The sequence below is a fragment of the Candidatus Krumholzibacteriota bacterium genome (genome assembly GCA_034520215.1).
In the GTDB taxonomy this organism is placed as follows: domain Bacteria; phylum Krumholzibacteriota; class Krumholzibacteriia; order Krumholzibacteriales; family WJIX01; genus JAGHBT01.
Genome location: JAXHNR010000001.1, coordinates 1,330,334 through 1,346,848, shown reverse-complemented (window position 1 = coordinate 1,346,848; position 16,515 = coordinate 1,330,334). Strand labels below are relative to the sequence as shown.

General features: G+C 43.0%; 11 protein-coding genes and 1 tRNA gene. 11 read left to right on the top strand and 1 reads right to left on the bottom strand.

Going from position 1 to position 16,515, the window contains the following annotated elements; translation table 11 throughout:
- Window positions 1-86: 86 nt before the first annotated feature.
- Both U5O15_05815 and nifJ read left to right on the top strand, forming a co-directional pair.
- On the top strand, window positions 87-596 hold the full coding sequence (locus U5O15_05815) for a 3-isopropylmalate dehydratase (protein ID MDZ7860169.1): 510 nt from the start codon (window positions 87-89) through the stop codon (window positions 594-596).
- 183 nt (window positions 597-779) lie between these two features.
- The gene (nifJ, locus tag U5O15_05810) at window positions 780-4,349 is read left to right on the top strand and encodes a pyruvate:ferredoxin (flavodoxin) oxidoreductase (GenBank protein ID MDZ7860168.1); all 3,570 of its coding nucleotides are present in this window, start codon (window positions 780-782) and stop codon (window positions 4,347-4,349) included.
- A 125-nt stretch (window positions 4,350-4,474) separates the two neighbouring features.
- Here the strand turns inward: nifJ and U5O15_05805 are convergent, their stop codons facing one another.
- A complete protein-coding gene (locus U5O15_05805) occupies window positions 4,475-6,079 on the bottom strand; it encodes a citrate lyase subunit alpha (protein ID MDZ7860167.1) in 1,605 nt (534 codons plus the stop codon).
- Between the two features lie 368 nt (window positions 6,080-6,447).
- Here U5O15_05805 and acs point away from each other — a divergent pair, with 368 nt between their 5' ends.
- The 9 genes from acs (at window position 6,448) to U5O15_05760 (ending at window position 16,367) form a co-directional block, all read left to right on the top strand.
- The gene (gene acs / locus U5O15_05800; protein MDZ7860166.1) at window positions 6,448-8,409 is read left to right on the top strand and encodes an acetate--CoA ligase; all 1,962 of its coding nucleotides are present in this window, start codon (window positions 6,448-6,450) and stop codon (window positions 8,407-8,409) included.
- Window positions 8,410-8,977: 568 nt separating this feature from the next.
- Window positions 8,978-10,324 carry a phosphoglucosamine mutase gene (glmM, locus tag U5O15_05795; GenBank protein MDZ7860165.1) on the top strand — a complete coding sequence of 449 codons (1,347 nt, stop codon included), beginning with the start codon at window positions 8,978-8,980 and terminating at the stop codon, window positions 10,322-10,324.
- 54 nt (window positions 10,325-10,378) lie between these two features.
- A complete protein-coding gene (gene glmS, locus U5O15_05790) occupies window positions 10,379-12,211 on the top strand; it encodes a glutamine--fructose-6-phosphate transaminase (isomerizing) (GenBank protein ID MDZ7860164.1) in 1,833 nt (610 codons plus the stop codon).
- 146 nt (window positions 12,212-12,357) lie between these two features.
- Window positions 12,358-12,735, top strand: a complete 378-nt coding sequence (locus U5O15_05785; protein ID MDZ7860163.1) for a RidA family protein — start codon at window positions 12,358-12,360, stop codon at window positions 12,733-12,735.
- A 106-nt stretch (window positions 12,736-12,841) separates the two neighbouring features.
- Window positions 12,842-12,939 (top strand) — tRNA-Sec (locus tag U5O15_05780).
- 110 nt (window positions 12,940-13,049) lie between these two features.
- Window positions 13,050-13,718 (top strand): DUF5683 domain-containing protein, encoded by a 669-nt coding sequence (locus U5O15_05775; protein ID MDZ7860162.1) that lies wholly within the window; start codon window positions 13,050-13,052, stop codon window positions 13,716-13,718.
- 78 nt (window positions 13,719-13,796) lie between these two features.
- Entirely contained in the window at window positions 13,797-14,405 is a 609-nt protein-coding gene (gene lepB / locus U5O15_05770; protein MDZ7860161.1) for a signal peptidase I, read from the top strand.
- Window positions 14,406-14,586: 181 nt separating this feature from the next.
- Window positions 14,587-15,609: a heat-inducible transcriptional repressor HrcA gene (gene hrcA, locus U5O15_05765; protein MDZ7860160.1), complete on the top strand. Its 1,023-nt coding sequence runs from the start codon at window positions 14,587-14,589 to the stop codon at window positions 15,607-15,609.
- Between the two features lie 53 nt (window positions 15,610-15,662).
- Window positions 15,663-16,367 carry a nucleotide exchange factor GrpE gene (locus tag U5O15_05760; GenBank protein MDZ7860159.1) on the top strand — a complete coding sequence of 235 codons (705 nt, stop codon included), beginning with the start codon at window positions 15,663-15,665 and terminating at the stop codon, window positions 16,365-16,367.
- Window positions 16,368-16,515: the final 148 nt, after the last annotated feature.

Below are 16,515 nucleotides of genomic sequence, written 5' to 3'. Positions count from 1 at the left end.
CGCTTTTAAGCGATATATGATTATGATTTTTGCCATTTCCAGGTTGTCAACCGTTTGAGCGAGAATGAAAATAAGGGGAGGTAGATATGAAGTTAGAGGGACGTATATGGATACTCGATGACGATGATATAAACACCGATGTGATATATCCCGGTAAGTATACTTATGAACTCTTCTCTGAAGAGGAAATGGCCAGCCACGCCCTCGAGGATTTTGATCCGGACTTTGCCGAGAATGTTCGCGAAGGTGACATGATTGTCGCCGGCGGCAACTTCGGTTGCGGTTCGTCAAGGGAACAAGCCGTAACCTGCCTCAAATACGCCGGTGTGAAAGCCGTGATAGCAGCTTCATTCGCGAGGATCTATTATAGAAATGCAATTAATCAAGCTCTTTATCCTATTGAATGCCCCGATGCTTCCAGATATGCGAGAGATCATTCCAAAGAGCTTGAAAAGAGTGAAATTTCTTTAAGCCCGCTGGACGGAAAGATTGCCTTCGGAGAAAAGGTTTTCAACTTTTCACCCCTTAGCGGGAAAGCTCTCGAAATATTCGAAGCGGGAGGGCTGGTAGAATATACAAAGGGAAAGATTGGATAGTTGTTGAATCCATTTTTGCCGAACAAACAGATAAATCCCCGATTAAAGATAATTTTTTCCTCGACATGCGAAAAATAATTATTATCCTTTTCATGTAGGATTTGATCGGAAGGATTGTTAAATCTACTGTAAGTAATTTAATCACTTAAGATATTTTTATTTATTAACAACGCGAGGGTTCTTATGAAAAAGAAGAAAGTTACGATCGACGGAAACGAAGCCACCACATATTCAGCGCATAAAATAAATGAAGTAATTGCCATATATCCTATTACTCCGTCTTCGCCAATGGGGGAACTTGCTGATAAGTGGTCATCCGAGGGTAAGAAGAATATTTGGGGATCTATACCCCAGGTAACCGAGATGCAGAGTGAGGGTGGAGCGTCGGGGGCGGTGCACGGCGCTCTTCAACGAGGAGCTCTTACGACAACTTTCACTGCTTCTCAAGGCCTCCTTCTGATGATTCCCAATATGTTCAAGATTGCCGGAGAATTGACATCTACCGTTTTTAATGTTTCGGCGAGGACCGTTGCTACACACGCCCTTTCGATATTCGGAGATCACAGTGATGTTATGGCCACAAGGTCGACGGGTTTCGCGCTTCTGGCATCTAATTCTGTACAGGAAACTATGGATATGGCTCTGATTGCTCAAGCAGCTTCACTCGAGTCTAGAGTTCCTTTTCTGCATTTCTTCGAAGGGTTCAGAACATCTCATGAAATAGCAAAGGTTGAACTCTTAGGAGAGGAAGATATAAGAGCCATGATCGATGACGATCTCGTAAGGGCTCATCGCGAAAGGGCTCTTTCACCCGACAACCCATTTATTAGAGGGACGGCTCAGAACCCGGACACATTTTTCCAGGCTCGTGAGACGGTGAATCCATTTTATAACGCCTGCCCCGGGATTGTTATCAAAACGATGGAGAAATTCGAAAATATTGTGGGAAGAAAGTACAAGATATTCCAGTATTACGGAGCCCCTGACGCCGAGCGAGTAATCGCGGTAATTGGTTCAGGCGCAGAACCTGTCTATGAAGTTGTAAATCATTTGATGGAAAAAGGTGAAAAGGTAGGGCTTCTTAAAGTGCGGCTATACAGGCCGTTTTCGGGCAGGCATTTTATCGAAGCGCTCCCCTCAACCGTTAAACTTATCACAGCTCTTGACAGAACAAAAGAACCGGGAAGTCTCGGCGAACCTCTCTATGAAGATATCGTAACAGCTCTTCATGAAGAGGGAAGCGCCGCCCCTGAGCATTTCGAAAAGATTCCAGGGGTTACGGGGGGAAGATACGGACTCTCTTCAAAGGAATTTACCCCCGCGATGGCTAAGGGTGTCTTTGATGAAATGAAGAAGGATAAACCTAAGATACACTTTACGGTGGGAATTAATGAGGATGTCACAAATACAAGTATCGAATATGACAAGGAATTCGGCCTTGAATATGAAGGGCTTACAAAAGCCGTGTTTTATGGATTGGGATCGGATGGGACCGTAGGCGCCAATAAAAATTCGATCAAGATAATCGGAGAACAGACTGATAATTATGCTCAAGGGTATTTCGTATATGATTCGAGAAAAGCGGGATCGCTTACAGTCTCGCACCTGAGATTCGGCCCTGAACCGATACATTCACCTTATCTGATAAGTAAAGCTGATTTTGTGGGTCTTCATCAGTTTGCCTTTATCGAAAGGCTTGATGTCCTTAAGATCGCAAGGGAAGGAGCCACATTTCTCCTCAACAGCCCCTATCCCACAGATGAAACATGGGACAGACTTCCGCGCGAAGTACAGCAGACAATAATTGACAAGAAGCTCAAATTCTATGTCATTGACGCCTACAAAATTGCCAAGAAGATCGGTCTCGGTCCGAGGATCAACACGATTATGCAGGCTTGTTTCTTCGCGCTCAGTGATGTTATTCCCTCGGATGAAGCAATGAAGCTGATCAAAAAATTTATCAAAAAGACATACGGAAGTAAGGGTGAAGAAATCGTTAAGATGAATTATGCCGCCGTAGACAGTGCTCCTGAGAATCTCAAAGAGATTAAAGTTCCGGAAAAAGCGACCGGCAGTCGGGAAATGATTCCCACAGTACCTGAAGAAGCTCCCGAGTATGTACAGAATGTTACCGCGAAGATGATTGCCAAAGAAGGAGATGACCTGCCTTCAAGCGTGTTTGAACCTGACGGAACCTTTCCAAGCGGCACTACTAAGTGGGAGAAGAGAAATATAGCGCTTGAGATACCTGTGTGGGACCCGGAAACTTGCATTCAATGTGGAAAATGTGTTCTTGTTTGTCCCCATGCCGCTATCAGAGCCAAGGTCTATGATCCCGAGATTCTTTCAAACGCCCCTTCAGCGTTTAAGTCAATTGACGCGAAGGCGAAAGAATATAAAGGTATGAAATATACAGTCCAGGTTGCTCCTGAGGACTGCGTAAACTGCGGTCAGTGTGTTAAGGGTTGTCCCGCCAAGAACAAGTCCAACCCTGACAAGAAGGCGATAAATATGGAGCTTCAGTCTCCAATAAGGGAAGCGGAAAAGGAAAATTGGAAGTTTTTCCTCGATATTCCCTACATCTCCAGAGAGAATGTAAATCACAAAGCTACAAGAGGAGTGCAGTTTCTTGAACCGTTATTTGAGTTCTCAGGCGCCTGCGCGGGATGCGGTGAAACGCCTTATGTTAAGCTGCTAACACAGCTGTTCGGAGACAGAGCTTTGATTGGAAACGCTACCGGCTGCAGTTCAATATACGGCGGCAACCTGCCCGCCACGCCATATACGTTCAACAAAGAAGGCAAGGGCCCCGCCTGGAATAATTCGCTGTTTGAGGATAACGCGGAATTCGGTTTCGGAATGCGCCTCGGCCTTGACAAACAGAAAGAATATGCCGCCGAGCTCTTAGATAAGCTTTCATCTTCAATCGGAGATCAACTTGTAAGTAAGATCAAAAATTGTGATCAGTCGACAGAGTCGGGTATAATTCAGCAGAGAAAAAATGTTGAAGAGCTTAAAAAGAAACTCGAGGGAATTAAATCTCCCGAAGGAAAGGACCTTCTGGGACTCGCCGATGTGTTGATAAAGAAAAGCGTGTGGATCCTGGGAGGCGACGGTTGGGCATACGATATAGGATACGGCGGACTTGACCATGTAATAGCTCAGCAGCGTGATGTAAACATACTCGTACTTGACACAGAAACCTATTCCAATACCGGCGGGCAGATGTCTAAGGCAACCCCTATGGGAGCGATAGCCAAGTTCGCCGCGGGAGGCAAACCGACATATAAGAAAGATTTGGCGATGATGGCAATGATCTACGGCAGCGCTTATGTTGCCAGAGTGGCAATCGGGTCAAACGAAAGTCAGACTATAAAGGCCTTCCTGGAAGCTGAAAGCTATAACGGACCTTCTTTGATTATAGCTTATTCGCATTGTATTGGTCAGGGATACAATCTGGTTAACGGTCCCGATCAGCAGAAGGCGGCAGTAAAATCGGGTTTATGGCCATTGGTCAGGTTTAATCCGAATCTGATCGACGAGGGGAAAAACCCGTTCCAACTCGATTCAAAAGCCCCGAGTATACCGCTTGAGGACTATATGTATAACGAAAACAGATACAAATCATTAAAGAAATCGAATCCCGAGGTAGCATCCAAACTCTTAAGGAATGCCCAGAAGGAGACGGATAGAAGATGGAAAATTTATGAAACTTGGGCGGCAATGCCGGGAACAGGTAATGGTGATAAGTAGAATCCTGTTTTCGTATGGGGTGACTTTTACGGATTGTTGAATGTTTGGGTAATACTGAGATTTAGAAAGGCGCCGGATTGAATCTCGGCGCCTTTCTATTAATAATCTTTCCGCTTGAGTTAAAATCATTCAGCGGGTTTAAAGATTGTGTCAAGCAGTGTGCCGTCGCGCCATTCGATTGCTTCAACCGGAATATCCGTCAGTTCCGGGCGAGGCGGAGTTTTACCATACTCCGCGCCCTTTTTATCGGACAATTTCCGCAAATCGTCAATACCTACGATATCGAGGTTAAACTTATCCGCGTTGGAAGTGAGAGCGTCAATATGGCTTGATTTACTTTCGGGGTTTACCGCGATATAGTCTTCCGTGACAACTACGTCAATCACCTCTCCCGGCACAGATACTGTGTAGACATCTTCGACTATTTTTGGAAAGCCAAGGGATTTTTCCTTTTTCCCTGTCGCGAGAGGCAGAAACATGATCGTAAGGTCTGAACCTGCCGCTACACCCTGCGCTCCGCCTATTCCGCCGAGTATACGTCCATTAGCGCAGATACTGTTGACATTGAATTTCGTGTCTACTTCAAGAGCCGTCAGGACGGCGACATCAAGCATGTTAACCGTATTTTCCCTGTTTGCCACATCTTCATATTCTCCGGTGGAAATCTCATAGTGGTTGTGGTCGTACAGCATAGACTTTATTACTTTCTCTGAAGTTTCGAAGCATTGGCCGTGCAGAAGATTTTCAATCAGCCCCGCCTGAAGCATCTCCACATGAAGAGATGTGCAGCCGCCTATGGCGAATCCGGCTTTGATATCTTTCTCTTTAAGGATCTTCTTGATTTCATCCAAAACTATCAGTCCGGCCCCCGAGCCTACCTGGAAATTAAAACCGTTAAAGATCGTCTCCGCGGCCTGCATTACGTCAAGTACCTGCCTCGCGATTACCGAGTTGAATTTATTGGCTCTTATTTTATCAAGGTTCAGTGTCCCGGAACCTATTCCCGAGCTGTCGCCGGGATCTTCAACCGGTACTACAAAATCAACATCGACCATGGAGAGCGAACGAGGAAAAAGATAACGGTCGGAGACCTCTCCCGCCAGAAGGCATACATTTTCAGCCCAAAGCGTGTCGGCCAGGAAGAGTCCGAGGGGACCGACCCATGAATCGGGCTTACCCATCAATCCGTTTGCGTTTCCCCACTTGTCAGCTATAGGAACGGGCCCGAAAGCTACTTTTACTCTTTCTTCCCCGGTATGGAACCGTCTTACGCGGTTGCCGTGTCCGTAGCGGTTTATGACCCAGGGGAGAAAATCTCCCGCCATTACATGTTTGCCCATAGCTCTGTAGCAGCTGCCTGTAATTCCGCTGACAGTTCCATCCTTGAAGGCTTCCGGAAGCCATGGAACACAATTGTCAAAAAAGGCGTTGCCGAGTATGCGTATATCCTTTTTGCCGGTTTCCCTCAGCTTATCTATGATAATTTTAAGGCATACATCTCCGAGGCGGTAGTAATGCGGATATGAGATTGTGTCGCCGTCTTCAATAAGTTCCATTACATTAGCAAGTGTAGTTACCTTGCTTTCACCAGTGTGCATGCTGGCGTTTCCGGGCCGGCCGGCCAGCGGGTCGTTGTATTCGGGATCAAATGCTTCTTTGAATGGTTTCTTCTTTCTTCCATTGACTTTAGTGGGAACTTTTCTGCCGATGGCATTGTGTGTAAAATCCATTGTTTCCTCCCGATTTTGTGCTGTTTGTTTGAGAATGCTAAATATAGTTCATTATAAAACTTTTAAATCATATTTTTTTTTGTGTCAAGGCTTGAAAAGTCCTTCCGATTTTGTTTTATTTAGAAACGTGATTTTATAAATCCGGCGCGTTCAGTAAAGTGCGCGGAATAGTTGTTTCGGCTGATTAAATAGTATTGCCGTTATAAACCCATTAGTTGTTCGATTATTTATCATAAAAAAGGACTATTAGATTGCAAGTTCTTGACATGATGGATTGTCCGAATTAGTATTATATTCCTTGAGTTGGGGTATAATCAGAAGCAGTTTGTTTGTATTTATTTTTATTTACCACGTATGGGAGGTAACACATGAGTGAGGAAAAGAAAACTATCACCTCGATGCTCGACGAAAAAAGGAAAATAGAGCCTTCTGAGGAGTTTTCGAGTAATGCATATGTAAAAAACCTTGATGAGTACAAGGCGATTTACAATAAATCCAAAGAAGATCTTGAAGGTTTCTGGGCTGAACAAGCTGAGGAATACATAGACTGGTCTAAACCTTGGGATAAGGTTCTCGACTGGAAGCCCCCTTTCGCGAAATGGTTTCAAGGCGGTAAACTGAATATCTCTTATAATTGTATTGACCGTCACATTGAGAATGGACGCGGCGACAAAAAAGCGATTATCTGGGAAGGGGAACCTGAAGATGACGCGATAGAATATACCTTTAAGGATCTTAAAGTTGAAGTAAGCAAATTCGCCAATGTTTTAAAGAAGCACGGTATAAAGAAAGGCGACCGCGTTTGCCTTTATATGCCGATGATTCCGGAACTTGCCATCGCTATGCTCGCCACTGTAAGAATTGGCGCTATCCACAGCATAGTATTCGGCGGTTTCAGCGCGGAATCACTTAAAGACCGTATCATTGACGCGGAAGCAAAGCTCCTTGTTACTTCAGACGGTTCTTTCAGAAACGGAAAGACAATTCCGCTTAAGAATAACGCTGACAATGCTCTCAAGGGGACTTCCACGATTGAGAATGTGATCGTTGTTCAGAGAACCAAGAATGATATCGAAATGGTTGAAGGAAGAGACCTCTGGTGGCATGACGAGATGAAAGATGCCAGTCCGGACTGCCCTGTAGAGGAAATGGACGCTGAAGATGTATCCTTTATCCTTTATACAAGCGGAACTACCGGTAAGCCGAAGGGTGTAGTACATACAACAGGCGGATATCTTCTTTATGTAACCCTTACGTCAAAGCTGATTTTCGATATTAAGGATGACGATGTCTTCTGGTGTACAGCTGATATCGGATGGATTACAGGTCATTCATATATCGTTTACGGACCGTTGAGTCTTGGAGCCACAACCCTCATGTTCGAGGGTGTTCCAAGCTATCCTGAACCGGACCGTTTCTGGGATGTTGTAGAGAAGTACAAGGTAAACATTTTCTATACTGCTCCCACGGCGATCAGGGCTATAGCGAAGAGTGGCGACGAGTGGCCTGAAAAGCACGATCTTTCATCCTTGAGGCTCCTTGGGACAGTTGGAGAACCTATAAATCCTGAGGCCTGGATGTGGTATTACAATAAGATTGGCGGCGGCCGCTGCCCGATAGTAGATACATGGTGGCAGACAGAGACCGGAGGAATCATGATTACTCCTATGCCGGGTGCTTATCCTCTCAAACCGGGATCTGCAACTCTGCCCTTCCCCGGAATTTTCCCTAAGGTAGTCAGGGAAGATGGTTCAGAGTGCGACGTCAACGAGGGCGGCTATCTGATTATCGAAAAACCATGGCCCGCCATGCTCAGAACTATCTGGGGTGATGATGAAAGATACAAGCAGACCTATTTCAGCCGTTTTAAGGATCTTTACTTTACAGGCGACGGCGCCAGGCAGGACGAGGACGGCTATTTCTGGATTATGGGCCGTGTGGACGATGTTATTAACGTGTCCGGTCATAGAATCGGCACTATGGAAGTCGAGAGCGCCCTTGTAAGCCACGACAGCGTTGCCGAAGCGGCTGTTGTTCCTATGCCTCACGAGATTAAGGGTCAGGGATTATATGCCTTTGTAACCCTGCGTGACGGAGTGGAAAAGACAGACGAACTCATTCAGGAGCTTCGTAAGCATGTAAGCACTGAGATCGGTCCTATAGCTAAACCGGATAAGATTCAGTATGCCGACGCTCTTCCCAAGACCCGCAGCGGTAAGATTATGAGAAGGATACTCAGGACTATCGCGGAAGGTAAGGAAGATGTGGGTGATACAACAACACTGGCGGATCCTTCCGTAGTAGAGCATCTGTTGGAAGAACGCAAGTAAAAGGGTCTGTTAAGCACAGATTATCAGGGGAGGAAGTTTGTATTTCCTCCCCTTTTTATATTTTAAATATGTGATTATTTTTAGATACAATAAATATTTTATTTTTCAACCCTTATGCCGCGTTAAAATATATTGAATATACTAAGTAAAATTGGGGTAGCTGCAGATTGTGAGTTGGAGTTCCCCCGAAAATTCGGCAAGTATTGTAATAACATTGCGAGATACAATTAGTTATCAGGATTGGTAAGTGGAATAGGGCTTTCATTGCTGATGAGTGCGGCTGATTGATATTTTCAAAACCCTCCGGAGGGCGAGCGGGCAAGGATTTCTGACCCGAAGGGGCAGAAAGAGCGAGCCCGAGGCGGGAGTGGCGGTTTCCTCGCCGGGGAAATCGACCACGATTTTGAAAATATCAATCAGCCGCATACTGTTACAAATCATCGACTACCTTATAGGTTATAAAAATTGGGAAAACTCCACATTGTGAGCAATTGACACCAACGGCAATATTTATTACTCTTAAGCATTGTTTTTAAGGACTCACAGAAGATTTTAAAGGAGAGTAAGGGTGAAGATCGACAAGTCACTTATGATAAGTATTTCCGGTATCCGGGGGTTGCTGAGCAGTGGTATGAACCCTGAAACAGTATCGAGATTTACCGCAGCTTACGCGGCTGAATTAAATCAGGGAAGGGTGATTGTAGGGAGGGATGCCAGGGCTTCCGGGGCTTCTCTTATGTCTGCCGTTTGTTCTTCTCTGCAATTTATGGGGTTTGATGTTGTGAATCTGGGCATTGCAGCCACTCCCACGGTTGAGATAATGGTAGATGAACTCAAAGCTGAAGGTGGAATAATCGTTACAGCCAGCCATAATGGACCGGACTGGAACGCCCTGAAATTCCTAGACAGTAACGGAGAGTTTTTATCTTCTGAAGAAATAGATAAAATTAAACAGCGTGTAGAAAGTGATGAACATTTGTTTTCTGAGCCTGATATGTTCGGTCAATGTAAGCCTTACGAAAATAGTGATACTGTGCATATAAACCGGATACTCAAACTTGACTGTATAGATATAGAACAGATTAAGTCGTCGAATGTAAAAGCCGTTGTTGATTGTGTTAATGGAGCCGGGAGCAGGATTATACCATCGCTTCTTGGAAAACTTGGTGTTACCGTAGTTGAGCTCTACACGGATGTTGACGCGCCGTTTCCACATATACCGGAACCGACACCCGCGAACCTCGGTGATCTCTCGAAGGCCGTTGTCAGGGAAAAGGCCGACATAGGATTTGCTTGTGATCCGGATGCTGACAGACTTGTTCTTGTTGATGAAAGTGGTTCAGTTTGCAGCGAGGAATTAACACTTTCTCTTGCCGCTGAATTTGTTCTAACCTTCGAGAAAGGTCCCGTCGTAGCAAATCTCTCCACAACCAGACTCATGGATGATATAGCGGAGCTTTATAATGTATCACTACACAGATCCAGCGTTGGAGAAGCAAACGTAATAGAACTTATGAAAAGAACAAACGCTGTTATCGGCGGAGAAGGGAATGGGGGAGTTATATATCCTGAAGTTCATTACGGACGTGACGCCGCTACAGGCATAGCGTTAATACTTCAATTACTGTCTAATCAGGGTCTTACACTCGGAGAGAAATTGAGTAAAATGCCCCGTTATCACATTGTGAAGAAAAAGCATACTTATGAAGGAGATTTTTCAGTTTTAATGAAAGAAGCTGAAAAACTCTTTAATGGAAAAATAAATACTACCGATGGCATAAGAATTGATATGGATAAAGGATGGATACATTTGAGAATATCGAATACGGAACCCGTTGTAAGGGTTATCGCTGAAGCGCGTTCAGAGAAAATGACTGAGGATATTCTAAGGAGAGCTGATCACTTGTTCAGTTAGAATCTTAATATCCTTCATTTGACTTTGAAATCAATTTAGAATCCAGGGGGAGTTATGTGCGGCATTATCGGATATATCGGGAAAAATAATCGAGTTGGTGAAATACTCATCGAGGGTTTGAAGCGACTGGAGTACCGCGGGTATGATTCCGCGGGTTTAGCAATTGCCAAAGATGACTCGTTATTAATTAAAAAAACTGAAGGGAAAATAAGGAAACTTGAGGAAAAATTGATCGAGTCTGATTTGAATGGGACTCTTGGGATAGGACATACAAGATGGGCCACGCACGGTCCGCCAACTACACGGAACGCCCACCCTCACACAGACTGCAGCGGGAGGATCGCGCTTGTACATAATGGCATTATTGAAAATTATCAGACTTTGAAAACCTCCCTTCAAGCCGAAGGCCATAAATTCGTAACGGAGACAGACACAGAGGTATTAGCGCACCTGATCGAAGAATTTTATAATGGCGATAAACTGGAAGAAGCCGTTCAGAAGGCCTTGGATTTAGTTGAAGGAACGTATGGAATACTCGTTATCTCTTCTTCTGAGCCTGAGAAACTTGTAAGCGCGCGAAACGGTTCTCCGGTTATAGTAGGAATCGGCGAAGATGAATATTTTATCGCCAGTGATGTCGCGGCTATACTCAAGCACACAAGACAGGTCATATATCTTAAGGACCAGCAGATGGTGGTAGCAACCCCGGAGCATTTTTCTACAATGACTATAAGGAACGAATCTGTAGACCATGTTGTCGAGATGGTTGATTGGGATCTCGATATGATTGAAAAAAGCGGATTTGACCATTTTATGCTGAAAGAGATATTTGAGCAGCCCGAAACAATAAGAAACGCTATGAGAGGCCGAATTCTGGCTGAAACGGGGATGTCAAAACTTGGCGGTTTAAATATGTCTGATGAGGAGTTGAGAGAAATTGAACGAATTGTATTTATTGCCTGCGGAACGAGCTGGCACTCGGCTCTTATAGGTGAATATATGATCGAAGAAAAGGCCCGTATACCTGTTGAAGTGGAATACGCGAGTGAATTCCGCTACAAGAATCCAATAATTGAGGATAAAACACTCGTAATGGCAATCAGTCAATCAGGTGAAACAGTTGACACTCTGGCGGCTATGAGGGAAGCGCATGAGAAAGGCGCCCGGTGTATGGGAATTTGCAATGTAGTGGGAAGTACCATAGCGCGTGAATCCGGAAGCGGTGTTTATATTCATGCCGGGCCGGAGATTGGTGTCGCGTCAACAAAGGCGTTCACGTCACAGATTACTGTTTTGAGTCTCCTTTCAATAATGCTGGGGAGGATGCGCAATATATCATTATCAGAGGGGCGTAGAATAATCGAAGCCCTGGAGAAATTACCAATGCAGGTATCACAAATTCTTGATAAAAACGAGGAGATTAAGACTATTTCCGAGAAATGTTGTTACCATAACAACTTTCTTTATCTCGGGAGAGGACCGAACTATCCGGTGGCCCTCGAAGGCGCTTTAAAGCTCAAGGAGATATCATACGTTCACGCTGAGGGTTATCCCGCGGCGGAGATGAAACACGGACCTATTGCCCTGATAGATGAAAATATGCCGGTTGTTATAATTTGTCCCCGAGACAGCGCTTACCAGAAAATACTGGGAAATATCAATGAAGTTAAAGCTCGAAAGGGAAAAATTATCGCTGTAACTACCGAGGGGGACAAAGAAATTATTAATATGGCTGATCATGTAATTTACATACCCGAGACACTTGACTTTCTCTATCCAATTCTTTCGATAATCCCTCTACAATTAATAGCTTATCATATTGCTGTCCTGAGAGGATGTCATGTTGATCAACCCAGGAATCTCGCTAAGAGTGTAACGGTTGAGTAGGGAATAAGTTAATAATTTGTTATATTGTGTTTGAGATAGGAGAGATTTTTCAATAAGTGAGTTTTTCTTCTATTATTGTTTTAGTTATAAGGGTATAATATTTTTGTTATTTTTGGTTGTACAGATTATAGAAGAAGGGTAAAAGTATGAAAGAAGTTATTAGAACCGAGTCGGCTCCAGCAGCAATAGGACCCTACAATCAGGCTGTTCGTGCGGGAAATTTCCTTTTTATCTCAGGCCAACTTGGTATGGATCCCGATAGCGGAAAATTGGCTGAAGATCTGTCAAGTCAGGTTGAGCGGGTTATACATAACCTCAAAGCAGTAGCTGAAGCTGCCGGAGGGGGGCTTCAATCAATAGTAAAAACTACTGTAATGCTTGATTCAATGGACGACTTTAAGGAAATGAATAATGTTTATATGAAGTATTTCAAGGAAGATCCTCCTGCAAGAGCAGCATATGAGGTATCTAAACTTCCCCTGGGAGCCTTAGTCGAAATTGAAGCTGTCGCGTATTTTGAATAAAGATTCAAAGCTGTTATTTTACCTTCAAGACTTTTCTTGTTGTAAATAGGGGCTGAGTGGTTTTTATCGCGCTTATTCCTGAATTGGACAGCTTTAGTGGACTCGCGGGAATGGATGGGTTCTGGTGAATCCCGAGGACTTCAAATCCTTCTGCCGGGTGCTAAAACCATCCGGGGTGGGTTCGATTCCCACACGTTCCCGCCATTATTAATGACTGGGATTTTTTTATTGTATCATATTTGTCATATAAAGCGGTTTTATAATGGAAAAAGCAGCAGTAGTCTGTTCATACTATAACTTGCGGGCTGATATATATGAAAACTGTTATTAGATTTCTTCTTACCCTTTTGTTTCTTCCACTTTTTTTATTGATTACTACGCGTAGCCCTATGGCTTTTGAAGGACTATATTGTCAATCGGGAATTTCCTCGGAACTTTCATCAATTTCCAGGGGTGATTCTACAGGAGAATCACCCCATAAAACCGGCTGGACAATGGAGGAGTTAAAGGAAGTACTGTCAAATGAAACGGGTGGCAGAGGGGAAGAAGAACTTGACTGGAAGGATAAAAAGAACGCGCGTGTTGCTATGCTGTGTGCCCTAATTTTCCCAGGCCTGGGTCAGATGTACAATGAAAGACCTGTAAAAGCGGCTCTCGCCATGGGACTGGAAACCTGGTACTTAACCACTATACTTTTAAATTATCGCCAAGAAAAAAGGGAAAAGAAAATTCGGGACAGTTACGATAAATGGATAGAATCTGATACAGGAGATAACTATATTAGTTCAAGCTGGCGTTATCACAACGCCTGGTATAATGAATATAAAGCACGTAAGATTGATTGGTTATGGTGGTCGTCCGGAATTCTTGTTATATTAATTTTCGACGCTTATGTGGACGCGCATTTGCATGGTATGGATTTTAAGGTAGAGAGCGTCAGTATTGAGCAAACTCCGGGTTTCCAGATAAGTATTGATTTTTAAATGTCATAGACCGCATAGGTTATCGGAAAACTGCTATAACGGCAAAAATAGTGATCGAAGTTAAGTAGAAAGGATATTATGGCTAAAAAAGAAAGCAGAAAGCCCAAACACAGATCAAAGATCAGAGAATATATCGAGATTATTGTTACCGCGGTTTTTTTGGCCCTCATAGTTAGAACATTTATTATTCAAAGTTATCATATACCTTCAGGTTCTATGAAAGATACCCTTCTTAAGGGTGATTTTCTCTTCGCTACTAAATTTATTTATGGAGCAAAAGTTCCTTTTGTTGACTGGAGGCTTCCAGCAGTGAGAGAACCGGAGAGGGGGGATGTTGTTATTTTTAAATTTCCCGGTGACAGAAAAACAGATTATATCAAAAGGTGCATTGCTCTACCCGGTGAGGTTGTGGAAATAAAGGGAAAGAGTGTTTATATCGATGGTAAGAAGCTGGAAGAGGATTACACAAAATATATTCGGGGCGGGAAGAAAGATTATGGACCTGCGCGTGTGCCCGAAGGACACATATTTGTACTTGGAGACAATCGGGATAATAGTTATGACTCACGTTTCTGGGGCCCCCTGGATAAGAAGCTCCTGAGAGGAGAAGCCCTTTTTCTATATTTTTCCATTGATTATCAAAACCACTGGCCTAGGTTCAGCAGAATAGGTGATCTGATTAAATAAGGGATATGTTACACTTAGACAGCCCGTTATGCTGAAGGTTTTTTCTAGAGGTTTAAGGCATTTAATTTGTTCAGATTTTATTCCCGGTTGATGATGCTCTTTGTTATCAAACTTGACAAGGAGTATAAGAAAGATTAACTTTATCGAGCTGTTTGGCAGTCAGGCATGGAGAGTGCTAACAATGATTGACTACATGGAAATGAGTTCTTCAGAATCGGAAATACTGACAAAAGCCGTAGATCTGTATATTAAGAAGGGCAGGCCGGTTAGTTCAAAGGCGTTGAAAAACAGGTATAAACTCCCTGTCAGCACCGCGAATATCCGTACAATTTTCCACGCTCTGGAAGAAAAAGAATTTCTTTTCAAACCTCATGTTTCAGCTGGAAGGATTCCTACCGATTCAGGCTACAGATTCTATGTTGATTCTATTAAGCAGAGAGGCGAGCTGAAGAAAAGCATTATAGAAGAAATAAATAATGGAATCGGGGAAGATTTTGGAGATTTGCGTGATATCATGCTTAGTGCTTCAAGGTTGCTTGGGGAATTAACAAACTACATGGGTTTGATGATGGGGGTCTTACACTCTTACGGACATATAATAAGACTGGATATTATTCCGAAGGAAAGAAAGAGTGGAGTAATAATTTTAAAATTATCATCCGGCATGAGAAAAAGTGTATATATTGAATTTCCAAAACAGTATCCCTATTATGTTTTAAAAGAGGCTAACCGTATAATTAATGAAAGAATATCTGAATGTCCTCTTGAGGAAGCCGCCGGAAGGTTAAGAAGTTTTATAAGGGAAAGCGCGGGAGTGGAAAGAGAGATTACAGAGTGTGTAACTAAAGAAGCCGGCAATCTCTTCGATTGGTCTTATGATTTAAAGTACTATATAGGAAATATGGACCTTCCCCGGCATACACCTGAATTCGAGGACCCGATTGTCCTGAAGAATCTAGTTGCAATAATGGGACAAAGGGAATTAATGCTGAAGATAATGAAAAAGAGGATGCGTCATAATTTCGTGGTTACAATAGGCAGTGAAAATCAGGCTGTGGAATTGAACAGATTATCTGTTGTAACGCATAGTTTTTGCAGACGGGATAACAAAGGACTTCTTGGTATAGTGGGTCCGACTAGGATGAGTTATAAATTGGTCTTACCAATTCTTGACAGAATGGTCAAGGAACTGGGCAAACAATAATTTTGTGTTGTTATTTAAATATGATTTTTCTAAGTAAGCGGGGGTATGATTAAGTGGTTAAAGGAAAAGATAGATCTAGAAAAGAAAATAAATTGAGGAAAAAAGATAAGGATAAGAATGTAAAAAAGAAAGAAAAACCTGTTAATAACAAGGTTTTTGAAAATTCTCCGGGCATCAAGAAGGGTAAAGAAAAGAAAAGTCCGAATAGCAAGAAATCGGAAAAGTCAGTTGATAAAAAAGGTGATAAAGAGCTTGTCCGCGCTTTAAATGAAAAGGATGAGATAATCGAGGAGATGCGGGATGAGCTCGAAGAAACGAAACAATTGTTAAAAAATAAAGAGGACAGACTGCTTAGAATGATTGCTGAATTTGATAATTTCAGAAAGAGGATAGGCAGGGAACAGGATTTGCGGAGAAAACGTATGTACGCTGATGTCTTAGAAAATATTCTCCCGGTTCTGGATGATTTTGATCGCGCGTTTGAAATAGAAAAAAATCACGGAGATGATTTTACAAAGGGAATAAAACTAATACATAACAGATTAAACGGTATTCTTGAGAAGCTGGGTATTAAGGAAATCGATGCTGAAGGAAATCGATTCAATCCTGAATATCACGAGGCTATGGGTGAAGTTGAGAGTGAAGGGGTTGAATCAGGCAATGTGGCTCATGTGGTTTTGAAAGGTTATACGTTTGATGGAATGGTAATACGGCCCGCGAAAGTAATAGTCGCGAAAAAGAAGGAAAATAACTGTTAAATGTTTTTATCAGGTGGATAACAAAGAAATAAAGGTTAGCAATAAAGCAGGAATATTGATATATTGAGCAGTGCAGATATTAATGATAAGTAATAAAATCAATTCGTTCGCTTTTAAAGAGTAAATTTTGATTTTTCGACTAAATTAA

Excerpts from the sequence above, each read along its gene's own strand:
- acs (MDZ7860166.1), top strand. The coding sequence starts at position 6,448 with ATGAGTGAGGAAAAGAAAACTATCACCTCGATGCTCGACGAAAAAAGG.
- U5O15_05815 (MDZ7860169.1), top strand. The coding sequence starts at position 87 with ATGAAGTTAGAGGGACGTATATGGATACTCGATGACGATGATATAAAC.
- hrcA (MDZ7860160.1), top strand. The coding sequence starts at position 14,587 with ATGATTGACTACATGGAAATGAGTTCTTCAGAATCGGAAATACTGACA.
- U5O15_05785 (MDZ7860163.1), top strand. The coding sequence starts at position 12,358 with ATGAAAGAAGTTATTAGAACCGAGTCGGCTCCAGCAGCAATAGGACCC.
- U5O15_05805 (MDZ7860167.1), bottom strand. The coding sequence starts at position 6,079 with ATGGATTTTACACACAATGCCATCGGCAGAAAAGTTCCCACTAAAGTC.
- lepB (MDZ7860161.1), top strand. The coding sequence starts at position 13,797 with ATGGCTAAAAAAGAAAGCAGAAAGCCCAAACACAGATCAAAGATCAGA.
- glmS (MDZ7860164.1), top strand. The coding sequence starts at position 10,379 with ATGTGCGGCATTATCGGATATATCGGGAAAAATAATCGAGTTGGTGAA.
- U5O15_05775 (MDZ7860162.1), top strand. The coding sequence starts at position 13,050 with ATGAAAACTGTTATTAGATTTCTTCTTACCCTTTTGTTTCTTCCACTT.
- nifJ (MDZ7860168.1), top strand. The coding sequence starts at position 780 with ATGAAAAAGAAGAAAGTTACGATCGACGGAAACGAAGCCACCACATAT.